At 53.8% G+C, this 16,966-nt stretch carries 12 protein-coding genes; 7 read left to right on the plus strand and 5 right to left on the minus strand.

Annotation, left to right across the window (positions count from 1 at the left end; genetic code table 11):
* The first annotated feature begins 129 nt into the window (after nucleotides 1-129).
* The 4 genes from ACFPMF_RS11570 to ACFPMF_RS11585 all read left to right on the plus strand — a co-directional run bounded on the left by ACFPMF_RS11570 (nucleotide 130) and on the right by ACFPMF_RS11585 (nucleotide 7,843).
* The gene (locus ACFPMF_RS11570) at nucleotides 130-465 is read left to right on the plus strand and encodes a PadR family transcriptional regulator (RefSeq protein ID WP_379844751.1); all 336 of its coding nucleotides are present in this window, start codon (nucleotides 130-132) and stop codon (nucleotides 463-465) included.
* Entirely contained in the window at nucleotides 462-3,197 is a 2,736-nt protein-coding gene (locus ACFPMF_RS11575) for an ABC transporter permease (protein WP_379844753.1), read from the plus strand. Before ACFPMF_RS11570 ends, ACFPMF_RS11575 begins: the two co-directional genes overlap by 4 nt.
* Nucleotides 3,198-3,476: 279 nt before the next feature.
* Nucleotides 3,477-4,667 (plus strand): hypothetical protein, encoded by a 1,191-nt coding sequence (locus ACFPMF_RS11580; RefSeq protein WP_379844755.1) that lies wholly within the window; start codon nucleotides 3,477-3,479, stop codon nucleotides 4,665-4,667.
* Between the two features lie 176 nt (nucleotides 4,668-4,843).
* Complete coding sequence (locus ACFPMF_RS11585) at nucleotides 4,844-7,843, plus strand: PQQ-dependent sugar dehydrogenase (protein ID WP_379844757.1); 3,000 nt, start codon at nucleotides 4,844-4,846, stop codon at nucleotides 7,841-7,843.
* Nucleotides 7,844-7,930: 87 nt separating this feature from the next.
* Here the strand turns inward: ACFPMF_RS11585 and ACFPMF_RS11590 are convergent, their stop codons facing one another.
* Together ACFPMF_RS11590 and ACFPMF_RS11595 are read right to left on the minus strand one after the other, a co-directional pair.
* Entirely contained in the window at nucleotides 7,931-10,441 is a 2,511-nt protein-coding gene (locus ACFPMF_RS11590; RefSeq protein ID WP_379845883.1) for an ABC transporter permease, read from the minus strand.
* A 65-nt stretch (nucleotides 10,442-10,506) separates the two neighbouring features.
* Nucleotides 10,507-11,205 (minus strand): ABC transporter ATP-binding protein, encoded by a 699-nt coding sequence (locus tag ACFPMF_RS11595; protein ID WP_379844759.1) that lies wholly within the window; start codon nucleotides 11,203-11,205, stop codon nucleotides 10,507-10,509.
* A 164-nt stretch (nucleotides 11,206-11,369) separates the two neighbouring features.
* Here ACFPMF_RS11595 and ACFPMF_RS11600 point away from each other — a divergent pair, with 164 nt between their 5' ends.
* The 3 genes from ACFPMF_RS11600 (at nucleotide 11,370) to ACFPMF_RS11610 (ending at nucleotide 14,774) form a co-directional block, all read left to right on the plus strand.
* A complete protein-coding gene (locus tag ACFPMF_RS11600; RefSeq protein ID WP_379844761.1) occupies nucleotides 11,370-12,095 on the plus strand; it encodes an arylesterase in 726 nt (241 codons plus the stop codon).
* Nucleotides 12,096-12,122: 27 nt separating this feature from the next.
* Nucleotides 12,123-13,397, plus strand: a complete 1,275-nt coding sequence (locus ACFPMF_RS11605) for a dicarboxylate/amino acid:cation symporter (protein WP_379844763.1) — start codon at nucleotides 12,123-12,125, stop codon at nucleotides 13,395-13,397.
* A gap of 135 nt (nucleotides 13,398-13,532) precedes the next feature.
* Nucleotides 13,533-14,774 (plus strand): serine hydrolase domain-containing protein, encoded by a 1,242-nt coding sequence (locus tag ACFPMF_RS11610; protein ID WP_379844765.1) that lies wholly within the window; start codon nucleotides 13,533-13,535, stop codon nucleotides 14,772-14,774.
* Here ACFPMF_RS11610 and nadB read toward each other — a convergent pair.
* From nadB to ACFPMF_RS11625, 3 genes are read right to left on the minus strand one after another with little or no spacing between them, the layout of a single operon-like run.
* Complete coding sequence (gene nadB / locus ACFPMF_RS11615) at nucleotides 14,771-16,366, minus strand: L-aspartate oxidase (RefSeq protein ID WP_379844767.1); 1,596 nt, start codon at nucleotides 16,364-16,366, stop codon at nucleotides 14,771-14,773. The genes ACFPMF_RS11610 and nadB overlap by 4 nt on opposite strands.
* Nucleotides 16,367-16,371: 5 nt before the next feature.
* A complete protein-coding gene (locus ACFPMF_RS11620) occupies nucleotides 16,372-16,743 on the minus strand; it encodes a type II toxin-antitoxin system VapC family toxin (protein ID WP_379844769.1) in 372 nt (123 codons plus the stop codon).
* Nucleotides 16,737-16,961 (minus strand): DUF2281 domain-containing protein, encoded by a 225-nt coding sequence (locus ACFPMF_RS11625; RefSeq protein ID WP_379844771.1) that lies wholly within the window; start codon nucleotides 16,959-16,961, stop codon nucleotides 16,737-16,739. The genes ACFPMF_RS11620 and ACFPMF_RS11625 overlap by 7 nt, the downstream gene beginning before the upstream one ends.
* Between the last annotated feature and the right edge of the window lie 5 nt (nucleotides 16,962-16,966).

The following is a 16,966-nucleotide window of genomic DNA, read 5'->3' on the forward strand; positions in this document are numbered from 1 at the left end:
ATGCTGTCCATTTGCGGACAACATTGCTTCGGTATATTTATGGAAAATAGGCTATTGGAGCCGTTGGAGCAGTTTTGTATGCTTTGGCAAAGGATTTGTACGATAAAATAGAGACTAATCCTGAATCTTATGCGTCGTACGTATTTAGGCGAGTTTGAAGAGGTTGTTTTGCTGATGGTTGCCATTCTGGACGGGGAAGCCTACGGGGTTACGGTCAGCCAGGCGCTGGAAGAGCATACCGGCCGACTGGTTACGTTTGGCACCGTACACAACACGCTCATTCGGCTGGAAGAAAAAGGGTTCGTCCGTTCCGAACTGGGGGGCGCCACCGCTGAGCGGGGGGGAAGGCGCAAGCGGCTTTTTAACGTAACGGCCCTGGGCAGCAGGGCCTTGCAGGATATTCAGGAACTGCGCAACCAGCTCTGGCAACTGGTGCCGAATGCGTTAAAAATAAGCGGTTTATGAGCGCTCTGGAAAACCGTCCTGAAAAACCGGATCAGCCGCCCCGCTGGGCACATTGGCTCTTAAGGCGTCTGCATCCGTACGAAACGCTGGAAGAAGTCGAAGGCGATCTGGAAGAATTGTACGCCTATTGGTGTAATCGAGCCGGAAAAAAAACGGCCACGCTGCGGTATATCCTGAATGTGCTGTCGGTCCTGCCTCCGCTGGTGCGCCGACGACCTCATGAAGAAGATTACTATCAACAACTCTCACCCCTTCACCCGCTTATGATTCGCAACTATCTCAAAATCGCTTTTCGCAACCTGTGGAAGCAGCGGTTTTTTTCGCTGGTCAACATCCTGGGCCTGGTGGTCGGGATGACGGCCTGTCTGATGATCCTGGAATACGTCAGCTTTGAGCTGAATTTCGATCAGTTTCACAAAGATGCCGACCGGATTTACCGTGTGACCAATGACCGGTTTCAGCGCGGAAAACTCATTCAGCACGGCACGATTACCTACCCGACCATCGGCAAAACGATGGCGAAGGAGTATCCAGAAGTAGAGGCCTATACCACACTGGCGAATGGCGGGACGGTCAGTTTGCGGAGGGATAAATCGATTTTTCAGGAACAACAACTCTTTTTTGTGGATGACCATTTCCTGACGTTTTTCACCTTTCCGCTGCTGGTGGGCGATCCGAAAACCGCGATGAAGGCCCCGAATAGCCTGGTCTTGTCGGAGAGCAACGCCCAACGGATTTTCGGTACCCAGCCGGAAGACTACGCCAGCCTGCTCGGGCAGTCGCTGTACATCGATCTGGACACCGAACCGTACCGGATTACGGGCATCCTGAAAGACGTTCCGGCGGCTTCGCACCTCCAATTCGGGGCGCTGGTTTCGTACGAAACCCTGGTCCGGTTGTGGGGCGACTGGGTCAAAACCAGTTGGGACGGATCGGATATGTGGCACTACTTGAAACTGAAACCGGGACAGTCCGGTGCTCCGGTGGATGCGGACCGGCTGGAACAGAAATTTCCGGCCTTCAGCGAGCGGTATTTCAAGGGCGATAAGGTGTCGGGCAGTGTGGAGAAGTTCTACCTGCAACCGCTCCGGAAGGCGCATCTGTACTCCGATTATGAATACGAAATCGGCGTGGTCAACAACGGCAAGGCGGTCTGGACAATGCTGATCATTGCGGTTTTTATCTTGCTCATTGCCTGGGTGAACTACATCAACCTGGCTACGGCGCGGTCGCTGGAGCGGGCCAAAGAAGTGGGCGTGCGGAAAGTGGTCGGGGCCACCTCGGGGCAACTGATCGGGCAGTTCCTGGCGGAGTCGGTATTGCTTAATGGATTCGCGTTCGTTTTGGCACTGCTGTTCACGATGGCCTTGCAACCCGTTTTGAATCAACTGGTTGGTAGGCCGTTGTCGCTGGCGGTGCTGGCGGGCCAGGGTTACGGCGGTAACCTGATGACACTGGCGTTGGTGGGCGTATTTGCGGTGGGAATTTTTCTGTCCGGTTTTTACCCGGCGTTCACGCTCTCGGCTTTTCAGGCCATTCAGGTGTTAAAAGGAAGTTTTAAACGGTCAGCGAAGGGCATCTGGGTGCGGAAATCGCTGGTGGTTTTCCAATATACGGCCTCGGTGGTGCTGATTATCGGAACGTTTATTGTGTTCCGGCAGATCGACTACATGCGGAAAGAAAACCTGGGGTTCAACATGGAACAGATGCTGATTGTCTCCGGCCCGGGGCTGACCCGCTGGGATTCCACGTCCATCGATCGAATCAACAGCTTTAAAACCGAGGTGAAACGGCTGGCCGGTGTCAAAGCCGCCACGGCGTCGGTCAATTTGCCGGGCAACCGGTTGCCGCGAACATTCAACGTGAAGCGAGTCGGTTCCAACGAAGAAAAGGGCGTTACCGTGAGCCGGATGGGCGTTGACCTCGACTTTTTTGACACCTACCAGATCAAGCTGCTGGCGGGCCGGAATTTTCTACCGACCGACTCCAACCCAAACGGCAGCAAGGTTGTCAATGCGGTGATCAACCTCTCGGCCGTCCGGTTATTGGGGCTGAAGGATGCGGTTTCGGCGGTGGGACAGAAATTTATGCTGTTTGGCCGGGCGTGGGAGATTGTCGGGGTGGTGAGCGATTTTCACCAGCAGTCGCTGCGGCACCCGATCGAACCGATTGTTTTTCAGCCGTTTTACACCAATGGCGGTTTTTATTCCTTCAAAGTCACGACGACCGATCTGGCGAAAACGATCGATCAGGTACAACAAAAATTCCAGGAGTTTTTCCCCGGCAACGACTTCTCGTATGCTTTCATGGATGATCGGTTTAACCAACAATACCATGACGATCAGGTCTTTGGTGAAATCACGACCTTCTTTTCGTTCCTCGCGGTCCTGATTGCGTCGCTGGGGTTATTCGGTCTGTCATCGTACACCATTGCACAACGGGCCAAAGAGATCGGCGTTCGGAAAGTACTGGGAGCGTCGGTCCTCAGTATTGTGGCGCTCCTATCGAAAGACTTCCTGAAACTGGTGCTGATTGCCATTGTCCTTGCCTCGCCGATTGCCTGGTATGCCGTGCGCCAATGGCTGGATGATTTTGCCTATAAGATTGATGTTTCCTGGTGGGTTTTTGCCCTGGCTGGCGTACTGGCGGTTTTGGTTGCGCTGTTAACCGTCAGTTTTCAAAGCATCAAAGCCGCCCTGGCGAATCCGGTCAAAACGTTGCGGAGTGAGTAAAACGGCGTCGATCGGTTGACATAAGGAGACCGCGATTCAGATAAGGCTGGTGTCGGAATAAATAAATTACGCTACGGTTTTGGCGGTTGGCAGCCACTTTTACGGGGTAAAAGCGGTTGGCAGCCGCTTTATTTTTCAACGACAAATACGACACCCGTGAAGATTAAATGGTACGTACTACTGGTCTGGGCACTGGTAGTTTCCTTATCGTCTTGCCGAAAAACGGCCCTGGACCCCGACACTGATTCCGATGAAATAGAAAATCCGGTTGCTCTACCCTTGGGCGAGCCCAGAGGGGCACAAACCTCGTTTACCATTACCCCGGCAGGGGGCGAATTCACATCGCCGGACAAATCCCTGAAACTGATCGTACCGGCGGGTGCAGTTAGTGCCAATACGGTTTGTTCGATGCAGGCTGTTGAAAAAACCGCCCCCGCTGGCCTGGGCACCAGTATGCGCCTGTTACCGCACGGAACCCAGTTTGTCAAACCGGTCACCATTCAGTTTTCCTATGCTGACCGGGAAGAAGAAGTGGGCGCGGTTTTGGGCCTGGGGCTAGCTTTTCAGGATGAAAAAGGATTCTGGTATTTGGCCGAAAATCCGGTGGTGAATCAAACCGCCAAAACCGTGAGCGTTACGACCACCCATTTCAGCGACTGGACGCTGGCACACTGGTTTAAACTAATTCCGACGCGCGGATCGGTGGTGGCGGGGGAGGAGCTTGGCTTGCAGGTAGTTTCCTATTCAACGTCGTCCAGCGACCCGTTCAAAACCTCCAGCAAAGTCCTGATGAAGCGGGATGCGAAACCGCTGGATGCTAAATACATTAAGAACAGCGGAAAAGGCGCGGCCTGGCAGGTGGGTGGACCGGGCGAAGTAATTGGCAGCGGGTCGGGGGCGACGTATAAAGCGCCCGGCCGGGTCGATAAACCAACGGAAGCAAGCGTAAGTGTGGAGCTGACGGACCCGGATGGCACATTCACCGGCCAATACCTGCTGATTGCGAACCTGACCGTTCTGCCGGACGAGGGATTGCATTACCGGATTGATAACAAACCCTGGCAATCCGAAAAGAAGGTTAATTTTATTAAGGTCGGGCCAAGCTTTTACCAGTTGGGTTTACTGGAGGAAAGAGAAGTGCTTAAACTTTTTATCATTGAGTGGCAGGGCGAGGTCGGTAGCCACCCCTGGCACTACCAGGTAGACCCTATACCCAAATATCCGACCATCCTGTCGGCGGTTTTCAAAGAGGGCAATGATACGTATGCACTGAATAGTTATAATTACGATAAGGATCGAGGCTATGCCGACTGTGCGGGTTCCATCACGATTGAAGAGATGGGCAAGGCGGGGGGCAATTACCTAAAAGGGAAATTTATCGTCCATCAGGGCGGTTATATCAGTGCAAAGCAAAACAAGGAGGTGGCGCGGCACACGATAGAAGGGTATTTCACGCTAAAAGGATTTTAATGGATTCAGGAAGCGTTTGATCTCCAGAACGTCCCATATGTGGTGGCTGGGGACGGTATGCACAGTTAAATGAATGATTTTGGTACAAGATTAACAGTCTTTGGCACAAGATTGACAGTCTTTCTGGAAAGAAAGCCGGACCTTTAGGGTGTTATTTATACCTAAATCTAGCTTTCATGAAGAAGTATTGTACTTTAGGCTGGAGTCTCTGTCTGTATGGAATGAGTCTTATCAGTTGTTGGGCCCAAACATCCCAACTGCGTTTGCAAGCGTGGGTGACCGGTCTGACGAAACCGGTCGATATGGCCCAGGCCGGAACAAACCGGCTGTATGTCGCCGAAATGGGCGGTAAAATCAAGATTGTCGAAACAACCGGTGCGGTGTTGTCAACCCCTTTCCTCCAGATTCCGGTCAGTCGGTTGGCTGATGTCGAATACAATGGGATTTATAGCCTTGCATTTCATCCCAATTTTACGAGCAATGGCTATTGTTACGTCTTTTTCAACCAGAAAGACGGCCAGGGTGTGTTAGCCCGGTTTACCCGAAACGGCAGTAATCCGAATGTTGCCGATTTGGCGAGCGAACAGATCCTGATGACTTTTCCGTTTCCGGGCAAGGGCCACCGGGGCGGTAAACTCCTGTTTGGCCCGGACGGTTACCTGTACATTTTTATCGGTGATGACGGAAATGTGGGCCGGGGGCAAACGGGCGATGTCCTGGGAAACGCTCAGAATCTTCAGAAACCGTACGGCAAGATTTTGCGCATCGATGTCAACAGCGGGTCGCCCTACGCCATTCCACCGACGAACCCCTACCTGACGCCTAATGACGGGATTCCGGACGAAATCTGGGCCAGGGGGCTACGCAATCCCTGGCGGTGCAGTTTCGACCGGGAAACGGGCGATCTCTGGTTGGGCGATAACGGGCAGGATGGATACGAAGAAGTCGATTTTGTGGCGGCAAATACCAGTAAGGTTGTGCCCGTAGCCCAGAATTTTGGGTGGCGTTGCTACGAAGGAGCGCATCCGTACGCGACGGCGGAGTGTCAAAACGGCACTAATCTGGTTATGCCCCTGCACGAATATGCAGGTTTTACGAATAATGGTAACAAGGAGGCTTCCGTATTGGGCGGGTATGTTTACCGGGGTAGTGCCTATCCGTCCCTGCGGGGCTGGTACGTGTACGGGGACTATTCACAGGGAAAACTGTGGCTGCTGCGCCGGGAGGCCGATAATTCGTATCAGAATATCCTGCAAACCCCAACCTTGGCCAATCCCATCAGTTTTGGCGAAGGAGCCGACGGCGAACTCTATGTTATTACCTTCAACGAGGGGACGTTGTACCGGATCACGACGACCGAATCGCCGGTTTCAACGAACCGGCCCCCGGTTGCTCCAACGCTGAACGCGCTGAATGGAACGGTTGGGCAATCTTTCTCGATAACCCTGCCGGTTTTTACGGACCCCGATGTGAATCCGTTGACGTATGCGCTGACGGGTCTGCCTGGGGGCCTAAACTTTTCCGCTGGCTCGCGCCTTATCAGTGGGACTCCGACGCAATCCGGTACATTCCCGCTGGTTTATTCCGCGACTGACGGTTCGCTGAAAACTGATGCCGCAATCACGCTGACGGTGGCTCCGGGCAGTACGGTTGTCACCGGTAACTTTGAAGGCTATCTGGATCAGGTCAACTGCAATACGATTTCCGGGTGGGTCTGGAACCGGGATAAACCCAATACGCCGATCCTGGTTGAATTCCTGGATGGTGCTGCGATTGCAACGGCAGTTCCCATTGGCTCTACACTGGCCAATATTTACCGACAGGATTTGAAGAACGCCAACAAAGGCAATGGCGAGCATGGCTATAGCTTTGTCGTGCCAGATCAAGTCAAAGATAACCAGTCGCATACGATCTGGGGGCGGGTGCAGGGGTCGACGTACATTTTAAAATGGGCTCCCAAAACGCTAAGCTGCGCGGGGGCGGTTTCTCCGCCGGTCAACCAGCCTCCCGTCGCTCCGGTGGTTTCGGCCCTGACGGCCACCGTCAATCAAAGTTACACCTCGGCGGCCCTGCCGGTTTTCACCGATGCTAACGGAGATGCGCTGAGCTACGCACTGGTGGGCCTGCCGAATGGCTTGACGTTCAATGCAACTTCTCAAGTCATAACCGGAGTGCCAACGACGGCGGGAACGTTTAACCTGACCTACTCGGCCACTGATACCAAGAGCGCCCCGGTTCCGGTCACCCTCACTCTGGTGGTCAATCCAGCAAGCCCCCCACCGGCCAACCAGCCCCCGGTGGCTCCAGCGGTGTTGGCCCTGACGGCTACGGTCAGCACCGCCTACAGTGTGCAGCTACCGGCCTTCACCGATCCCAACGGCGATGCCTTGAGCTACACCCTGACGGGACTGCCCAATGGGCTGATTTTCAACACCAGCACCCGCACCATTTCGGGAACACCAACGGCAACTGGCAGCGTTAATCTGACCTACGCGGCCACCGATACCAAGAGTGCCCCGGTTACCATTACTGTGCTGCTGACAGTTACCGGCGGGGTTGTACCGCCTACCGTTGTCACGGGTAATTTCGAAGGCTATTTATCGGTGGTCAACTGCGATGAGATGCGGGGGTGGGTCTGGGATCGGGATAAACCGAATACGCCCTTGACCGTCGAGTTTTTTGCGGGTACTGTTTCGATCGGTACGGTGGAGGCTAAAAATTACCGGCAGGATTTGAAAGACGCTAAAAAAGGCAATGGCGAACACGGCTACGTCTTTTCAACGCCTTCGCTTGTGCGAAACAACGTCAGTCATCAGATCAGTGCGAAAGTCAGGAACAGCACCTATACGCTTAAAGGTTCTGCGATTTCCTTACGATGTACGCCATCAGCCCGCCTGGGAGCGCCACCAGCAGAGGGATTCCTGGAAGTCGTTGTTCGGGGAAATCCGGTTACCGGTGATAACGTGGAGGTAGACATTCGGGGGGCTGCCGGTCAGACTGTGCTCCTGCAATTGACTGACCTCTATGGCCGACTGATCAGTGAACGTTTCATAGAACGGGCACAAACCGTTGAGAAACAGCTACTGACGCTAACCGGACGCCCGGCGGGCCTGCTGTTGCTGCGCGTCAGGACCCCATCGGCGTCCCAAACCGTTCAGCTCGTCAAAGAAAAGTAGAGTGAAAACCGGGTGGGTTTCTTGTTACGTTCTAATCCAAAACCGGGTTCTCCGTTTTGGATTAGAACGTAACTTATTTCAAATCGATTAACCCTCGGCCCGCAGCACTTCCAACGGTGGGCGTACCAATACGCCCCGGCTGTTGAACAAACCGATGAGGATGGTCAGACTGGTGACGATGCCGACGACGGCCAGTAACGGCAGGAAATTCGGAGTAAAGGGCACATCGAAGACGAAATAGGCCAGTCCCCAGGTACCGAACAGTGACAGGACGATGCCGGAAAGAGCCGCCAGCAGACCCAGAAACAGGTATTCGATTAGTGTAATGAGCAGAATCTGGCGACGGTTGGCCCCCAGCGTCCGCAGCAGTACGCTCTCCTGAATGCGCTGGTATTTGCTGATAATCACCGAACTGCTCAGGACCAGCAAGCCCGTAATGATGCTGAACAACGCCATAAACCGGATCACAAACGAAACTTTTTCCAGCACTTCATCAATGGTTTTCAGAATCAGGCCCAGGTCGATGGCCGATACATTCGGATAACGGGCGACCAGATCGCGCTGAAATTGAGCGGATTGCTGCGTGTTTTCAACGCGGGTCATCAGGACGTGAAACTGCGGAGCCTGTTCGAGCAAACCGGTCGGAAACACGATCAGGAAGTTGGTTTGCACCCGGTTCCAGTCCACCTCGCGGGTGCCGCCCACAATGGTTGGAATCAGTGCGCCCTGTACGTTGAACGTCAGCGTATCGCCCAGCTTTAGTTTCATCCGCTCCAGATACCCTTTTTCCACCGAAATATAGGCGCCCTGGTGGTCCGTGTAAGGCGGTTTTCCGTCGGTTAATTTTTCGGAAGCGATCAGCGTATCGCGGTACGTCACGCGGTATTCGCGGGTGAGCGCCCAGTCGGGGATTTTGGCACTGGTGTCTTTCTGAATGGCTTCGACGCCCCGCCCGTTGATTTCGGCCAGCCGCATCGTCACCACCGGAACGTTCTGCACCACCGGCAAATGATGGCTTTTAACCAGTTGCTGCACCCCGGCTTTCTGCTCGTTCTGAATGTCGAACAGCACCATATTGGCCTGATTACCACTGGCCGATAATTGCACCCGGCTTAATAACAGGGTTTGCGTCAGATACAGCGTTGCGATCAGAAACGCTCCCAGCCCAATCGAAATTACCAGAATAAGTGTCTGATTATGCGGGCGGTACAGATTGGCCAGGCTTTGTCGCCAGATGTAACTCCACGAAACCGGGAAAAACCGGCGCACCAGCACCATCAGCAATTGCCCAATGCCCGTCAGAATACCGAAGGCAAACGCCAGCCCGGCCGTGAAACTGATCGCCGTCTTCCAGTCGCGGATTTGCCAGTACGCAAAACCGAAAATCGAAACCGCAATCAGTCCGTAAACCACCCATTGCAGCGGGTCACGTCCGGTTACATCCTCGTCGTAGGAACTGCGAAGGGTCCGCAGCGGAGCAATTTTCCGGATGACCAGCAGGGGCAGCAACGCAAACAGAATGGCAATGATCAGGCCGGCCCCGACCCCCTGCGCCACGGCTTTCCAGGAAACGGTGGTCACCACGTCGACCGGAAGAAAACTCTGGAACACCATCGGCAGCACCAGTTGGACCACCGACCCCAGCAACGCACCGATGAGTGCGCCCAGAAAACCCATCAGCGAGGTCTGGATGAGGTAAATCAGGAAAGCCTGCCGACCGCTGGCCCCCAGGCACCGCAAAACCGCCACCGACGCGACTTTTTCCTTGACATACAGGTGGACAGCACTGGCGACGCCCACACAACCGAGCAGCAGCGCCACAAAGGCCACCAGGTTCAGGAATTTGGTCAGGTCGGCAAATGCCCGGCCGGTTTGTTCCTTGCGTTCCGTCACCGTATCGGAATTGATGCCCAGCTTGTCCAGGCGGGACTCGATGCTTTTGACGAATTTCTCAACGTCTGTTCCGGGGGCAAACTGATAATATGAGCGGTAGGTGACCCGGCTGCCGCGTTGCAGCAGATCGGTTTCCGGCAGCAGCGCGTGCGGAATAAAAACCGTAGGAGCTACCGTCGTCGTCACCGCCGTCTGACCGGGGGTTTTCATCACCCGACCGGCCACGTAAAAGAGCAGCTTGCCAACTTTCACCGAGTCGCCCGGTTTGGCATTCAGTTGCACCAGCAGCGCATCATCGACCAGCGCGATCCGCTGGTGGGTCTGGTTTGCTTTCCGGAACTGCGCAACGGCATCGGCGGGCTGGGTTTCCCAGTCGCCGTAGTACGGAAATTTCCCCTGCAAGGCTTTTACCTGCGCGAGCCGAACTCCACCCGAACGCGGAAACAGTACCATCGACGGAAAGGCGGCTTCCCGGCTGCGTTCGGGGCTGATACCGGCCAGAAACAGTTCGGTTTTTGGGGTAACTTCCTTGTTGGTCGTCAGCACCAGGTCAGCCCCGATCAACTCGCGGGCCTGCTCATCGACACTCCGGGACAGGTTATCGCCGAATGAATTAATGGCGACCAGGGCCGCAATGCCCAGCACAATGGCCGACATGAACAAAAGCAGCCGTTGGCGGCTCCGGCGGCTGTCGCGCCAGGCCATTTTCCACAACCACGGATCAAAAAACGAGGTGGTTTGCGGTTGTATTTTAGGGATAGGCCGGTCCATCAGTTGGTTGCAAGGCGGTTTTCAGTGAGCGTATCCGAGACCAGATTTCCGCCTTTGATGCGAATAATGCGCTGCGTACGGGAAGCCAGTTCGAGGTCGTGCGTGACCAGCACCAGCGTGGTTCCGGCTTCGCGGTTGAGTTCAAAAATCAGATCGACCACGGTAGCACTGGTGTCGGCGTCAAGGTTCCCGGTGGGTTCGTCGGCAAACAGAATTTTGGGGCGGTTGGCAAAGGCCCGGGCCAGCGAAACCCGTTGCTGTTCGCCACCGGATAACTGGGTGGGGTAGTGGTGCCCGCGCTGCCCCAGACCGACGCGCTCCAGCAACTCCCGGGCGGTTTTTTCCACCCGCCTTTCTCCGCGCAGTTCCAGCGGCACCATTACGTTTTCGAGCGCCGTCAGGGTGGGCAGAAGTTGAAAATTCTGGAAGATAAACCCGACGTATTGGTTACGAACAGCCGCCCGCTCGTCTTCGGTGAGGGTGTCCAGCTTGATGTTATTCAGGTAAATACTGCCCGACGAAGCCCGGTCCAGTCCGGCGCACAGGCCCAGCAGGGTGGTTTTGCCGCTGCCCGACGGCCCCACGATAGAAAAGGTGTCACCGGCTTGAATATCGAAACTCACGGAGTTCAGAACGGTTAATGTTCGGCCCCCGCTCTGGTAGGTTTTGGTCAGATTTTCGGCACGCAGAATGCTCATAAGTCAATAGCTTAGCGGAATGGTTAGATAACCAATTCGAGGTCTTTTTCTTCTCCCGGTCGATGGATTATTTGATAAAGGGCAGTAAATGGGGGTAAATGGATAAATTCCCCTTATTTTTGTTGGTAGTCGGCGCTGATTTGAGCCAGAAAATTTTGTAAACAATGAATTTACTAAAAAGTACAATGAGTTACAAGGCCTGGGTATTCGGGTGCTTGCTGGTAGCGGGGGTGACAGGCTGTAATTCAAAAACGGAAAACAAGCAGACGCAGGCCGAAAAACCGGCCGTAACGGCGGAAAAGGCCGAAAAACCAGCCAGCAGTACGACGAAAACGATTCTGTTTTTTGGCAACAGCCTCACGGCGGGATATGGTCTGGACCCTTCGGAAGCCTTTCCGGCCCTGGTCGGGAAGAAAGCCCAGGAAGCCGGTTTTGATTACCAGGTCGTGAACGGCGGTCTGAGTGGCGAAACCACGGCGGGGGGCAAAAGCCGCATCGGTTGGGTGCTGCGAAAACCGGTCGATGTGTTTGTGCTGGAACTGGGGGGCAACGACGGCCTGCGCGGCATTCCGCTCGCCGATTCCCGGAAAAACCTGCAAGCCATTATCGATACTGTCCGGCAGAAAAGCCCGCAGGCGCAGATTGTGCTGGCCGGCATGCAGATTCCGCCGAATCTCGGCCCCGACTACTCGGAGCAGTTTAAGACCATGTTTACCGAGCTGGCCCAGAAGAATAACCTGACCCTCATTCCGTTCCTGCTCGAAAACGTCGGCGGCATCCGGAAACTGAACCAGCCCGACGGCATTCACCCGACGGCCGAAGGGCACAAAATTGTGGCTGATAATGTCTGGAAAGTATTAAAACCGGTTTTAGAAAAACAGCAAACGTAACCCTACTCCGCCTAACCCTCCATTCCTGTGCGCAAACTCCTGAACAACCTGACTTTCCGCGTCCTCGTCGCGATTACCCTTGGGATCATCGTCGGGCACTTTTTCCCGGCGACGGCGGCCAAATTCAAACCGCTTGGTGATTTATTCATCAACTTAATCAAAATGGTGATTGCGCCCATTATTTTTCTGACCATTGTGTTGGGAATCAGTAATATGGGCGATTTGAAGAAAGTGGGCCGCGTGGGGGGCAAGGCGCTGCTGTACTTCGAAATCGTGACCACGCTGGCGCTTATTATCGGGATTGTGATTGCTAATGTGATCAAACCGGGGGCTGGCGTACAGACGGCGGCCGTGCAGGGCGGGGATGTTTCGGCCTACACCTCGCAGGGCAAGGAAATGGACTGGGTCAAGTTTTTCCTGCATATCGTGCCCGACAACGCCATCAAATCCTTTGCGGAGGGTGAAATTTTACAGGTACTGGTGTTTTCGGTGCTGTTCGGCGTGGGGCTGACGCGCATGGGCGAGCGGGGGCATTCGCTGATTCAGACGTTTGAGAAACTCTCCCGGGTGTTTTTCAACATCCTGAATGTGGTGATGATTCTGGCTCCGCTGGGAGCTTTCGGGGGCATGGCATTTACGATTGGCAAATACGGCTTGTCGACGCTCTTTCCGCTGGCAAAACTGATGGGAACGGTGTATGCGACCATGTTTCTGTTCATTTTCGTGGTGCTGAACCTGATTCTCCGCTATTACCGAATCAGTTTGTGGGCGGTTTTGAAATACATCAAGGAAGAATTGCTGATCGTTTTCGGAACGTCCTCGTCGGAGTCGGCTTTGCCGCAGGTGATGGATAAGTTGGAAAACATGGGCTGTTCACGCTCGGTGGTTGGGCTGGTGATTCCGGCCGGGTATTCGTTTAACCTCGATGGTACGACGATTTACCTGTCGATGGCGACGATTTTTCTGGCGCAGGTGTTCAATGTCAATCTTACGCTGGGGCAGGAGTTGACCATTATCGGGATTCTGATGGTGACGTCGAAAGGGGCTGCGGGCGTTACGGGCAGCGGTTTTATCGTGCTGGCCTCCACGCTGACGGCGGTTCATGTGATTCCGCTGGAGGGGCTGGCGTTGCTGCTAGGCGTTGACCGGTTTATGTCGGAAGCCCGCTCGATTACGAACATCATCGGCAATACCGTCGCGACGATTTTTATTGCCAACAATGAGAAGGAGTTCGACCGGCAGAAAATGCTCAAAGCCTTTGGGAAGCTGGAGAAGGAAGAACTCAGCAATTACAAATACTGACGATGCTTAAAAACCGGCCACGATTCTACCGTCAGGGCGGTTCAATAAAAAAGCCTTTGCGGTCCTGGTAAAAAATGTATTTTTGTTACCGTAGCCGTAAGTCAGTTTCGTGTGAGTGCATATCACTGTAAAGTAATGAGAGTATCGGGAGTCTGGGCGGGAATTATTGCCATTTTGATCATCGTTGGGTGCGATTCGAGTGAGGACAAAAAATTGAAGCGTTCGGCGAAGGCAATGTACAATTGCGCCGAAGGGCAGAAGCTGAGCGTTGCGGAGGAACGGGCGATTCGGAAGGAAATCGGGGCCGACGCGAAAACCCGGAAAATTGAAGAAATTATTCGGGGAAAAGTCCGGGCCGGTTTCAATGGCAACATTCTGATTGCGCAGAAAGGGGTCGTTCTCTACAAAGGCTCGTTCGGACTGGCCCATTTTGAGCGTTCCTCCCGCGATTCGCTGAACGAAAACTCCAAGTTTCAGCTAGCCTCGCTCTCCAAAACGTTTACCGCCGTTGCCACTCTCAAACTGATCGAAGCCGGAAAGCTGAGCCTGAAGGATACGGTTCAGAAATTTTTCCCGGACTTCCCGTACCACGGTATTTCCATCGAAAACCTGTTATCGCACCGGAGCGGTTTGCCCAACTACGCTTATGCGTTTGAGGACAGTATGCGGATCAACTTCTACAAGTTTGAAAAACCGTATCCGACGAATGGCGAAATCATGCACTGGTTCGCCCATGTGCGGCCGACGCCCCCGCGCTACAACATTCCGGATCGCACGTTCAGTTACAGCAACACGAATTATTGCGTGCTGGCGGCCATCATCGAGAAAATTACGGGGGTGCCTTTCGACCAGTTTGCCAAAAAGAATATTTTCGAACCGCTGGGAATGCGAAACACCTGGGTCGCGACGACCCGCAACGATTCGATCAACCAATACCGCACGGCGGGGTATCAGTGGAACCGCCGGATTCCGAAGGATTACTACGACAATGTGGTGGGCGACAAGGGCATCTACTCGACCGTGGGCGATCTTTTCAAGTGGTACCAGGCCCTTAACGGGGACTGCCTGCTCAAGAAATCGATGCTGGCCGAAGCCTTCCTGCCCCGGAGTTTTGAGCGGAAAGGCACCCGGAATTACGGGTACGGTTTCCGGATGTACGTCAACGAGCAGAAGCAGCCGGAATACATCTACCATACCGGTTGGTGGAAAGGCTACAACAGCCTGTTCTGGTTCAGCCCGAAAGACGATTTTGTGATCATTCTGCTGGGGAACCGCTACAACAAATCGGTGTATCAGGTCAAGGAACTGCTCGAAGTGCTGCACGGTCATCCGTCGAATGCCGAACCGGAAGCCGAAACCGGCGAAGTGGATATTTAACTGCTTTGCGGTTTTTCAATATCCAGGTTGTAATGCAGTCCCCGGTTGTCGTGCCGGGCCATGGCGGCTTTAATCACCAGATACGCCACCTCGATCATGTTGCGCAGTTCGCAAATCCGGTTTGAGACTTTCGACTGGCGGTAGAGTTCTTCGTGCTCCAGGTAAATGAGTTCCAGCCGGTCCAGCGCCCGTTTCATCCGGCGGTTGGTCCGGACAATGCCCACGTAATTCGACATAATCGATTCCAGTTCGCGCTGCATTTCGGTGACCAGAACCAGCTCTTCGGGGTGTGTCGTTCCGGCATCGTTCCATTCCGGCAGGTTGTTGGGAATGGCGGCTTCGTGGAAATGCTCGATCGTTTTCAAAAAAGCCCGGTGGCCGAAGACGACCGCTTCGAGTAAAGAATTGGATGCCAGTCGGTTGGCGCCGTGTAGACCGGTGCAGGAACATTCGCCGGCGGCATACAGGAAGTGGATGTTCGTCTGGCCGTACTCGTTGACTTTAATCCCTCCGCACAGATAATGTTGCGCCGGAACGACCGGAATGTAGTCTTTCCGGATGTCAATCCCCAGGTTGTCCAGGCAATAGGCGGTGATGTTGGGAAAATGCTCGACGAATTTCTCGTAATCGCAGTGCGTCACGTCCAGGTAGACGTGCGGATCACCGGATTTTTTCATTTCGGAGTCGATGGCGCGGGCCACAATGTCGCGCGGGGCCAGCGACAGCCGGGCGTCGTAGTTTTCCATGAACGTTTCGCCCTTCATGTTTTTCAGAATACCGCCAAAACCGCGTACGGCTTCCGAAATCAGAAAACTCGGTTTTTTGCCCGGCTCGTATAAGGCCGTCGGGTGGAACTGGATAAATTCCATGTCCTTACAGATCGACTTGGCGCGGTAGGCCATCGCAATGCCGTCGCCGGTCGCGATGGTCGGATTGGTGGTGCTTTGGTAAACGTTGCCAATACCGCCCGTCGCCAGCAGCGTGGTTTTCGCCAGAAACATTTCCACCCGCCCGGTTTGCGTATCCAGCACATAAGCGCCGAAACAGCGGTTGTCGGTATCGTAGCGGTGGACGGTTTCGCCGAGGTGGTGCCGCGTGATCAGATCGACGGCGTAATAGTGCGTAAAAATCTCGATGGCGGGCAGCGACTGCGCTTTTTCGAGCAACGCCCGTTCGATTTCGGCCCCGGTAATGTCCTTGAAATGCAGAATCCGGTGGTCGGAATGGCCGCCTTCTTTCGCCAGGTCGTAGTCCCCATCGTCCTCCTTGTCGAAGCGGGTACCGTAGTCGATCAACTCGCGAATCCGCTCCGGAGCTTCCCGCACCACAATCTCGACCACCTCGCGGTTGCTCAGGAAGTCGCCCGCAATCATCGTATCCTCGATATGTTTCTCGAAGGAATCTTCTTCGGCCCAGACGGCGGCAATCCCGCCCTGGGCGTATTTGGTATTGGTCTCGTCGGCCCGGACCTTCGTAATGACGGCAATGCGGACGGGCCGGCCGGTTTCTTCAAAATGAATGGCCAGCTTGGTGGCATAACTCAGTCCGGCAATTCCGGAACCAATCACAAGGAAATCGAAGTGTTGGGGCATGGAGATTACAACAAATTCAATCCGTCAATTCTTGAAAAATCTTTTAAATTTAATGTTTTGACAGGCTGATTATATACGAGCGCAGTAGCAGCAATGAGTATGTCACCAGTGCCAATCACTTTATTTTTTCTCTTTAACTGAGAATAGATCAATCCCGCTTGTATGGCCACTAACTTGTCAAAAGGTAATTCGGTTATTCGTTTGATTAATAACTCAATATCGACTGCGTGTGCGGGTTGCCTGATGCCACAGTACAGTTCATAAATGGTAATTGAGGAAACAAAGAAAGCTACTCCTGATGGAAGAGTAGCCAACGTTGTCACAGTCTTGTCCGGAGCGCGCAGATGCTCAATAAAAAGGCTGGTATCAATTACCATTCTGTAGATTTCCAGCTATTGATATTCTGTTTTGCCTCCAAAATAGGAGCAAGATCGTCCTCTGACCAAACCGATACGGCTTGAATTTCCTGCTGGTAAGCCTGTAAATCAAACACGCTAGCTTTCACCTGCTTATTCAGGAGGAAATTAATGAAATCAATCACCTCTTTCTGATGATCATCACTTAACTGTGTGTATTTTTCCAGTAAGTCTTTCATTATTA

This window comes from Larkinella bovis (genome assembly GCF_042655385.1).
Taxonomy (GTDB): Bacteria; Bacteroidota; Bacteroidia; order Cytophagales; family Spirosomataceae; genus Larkinella; species Larkinella bovis.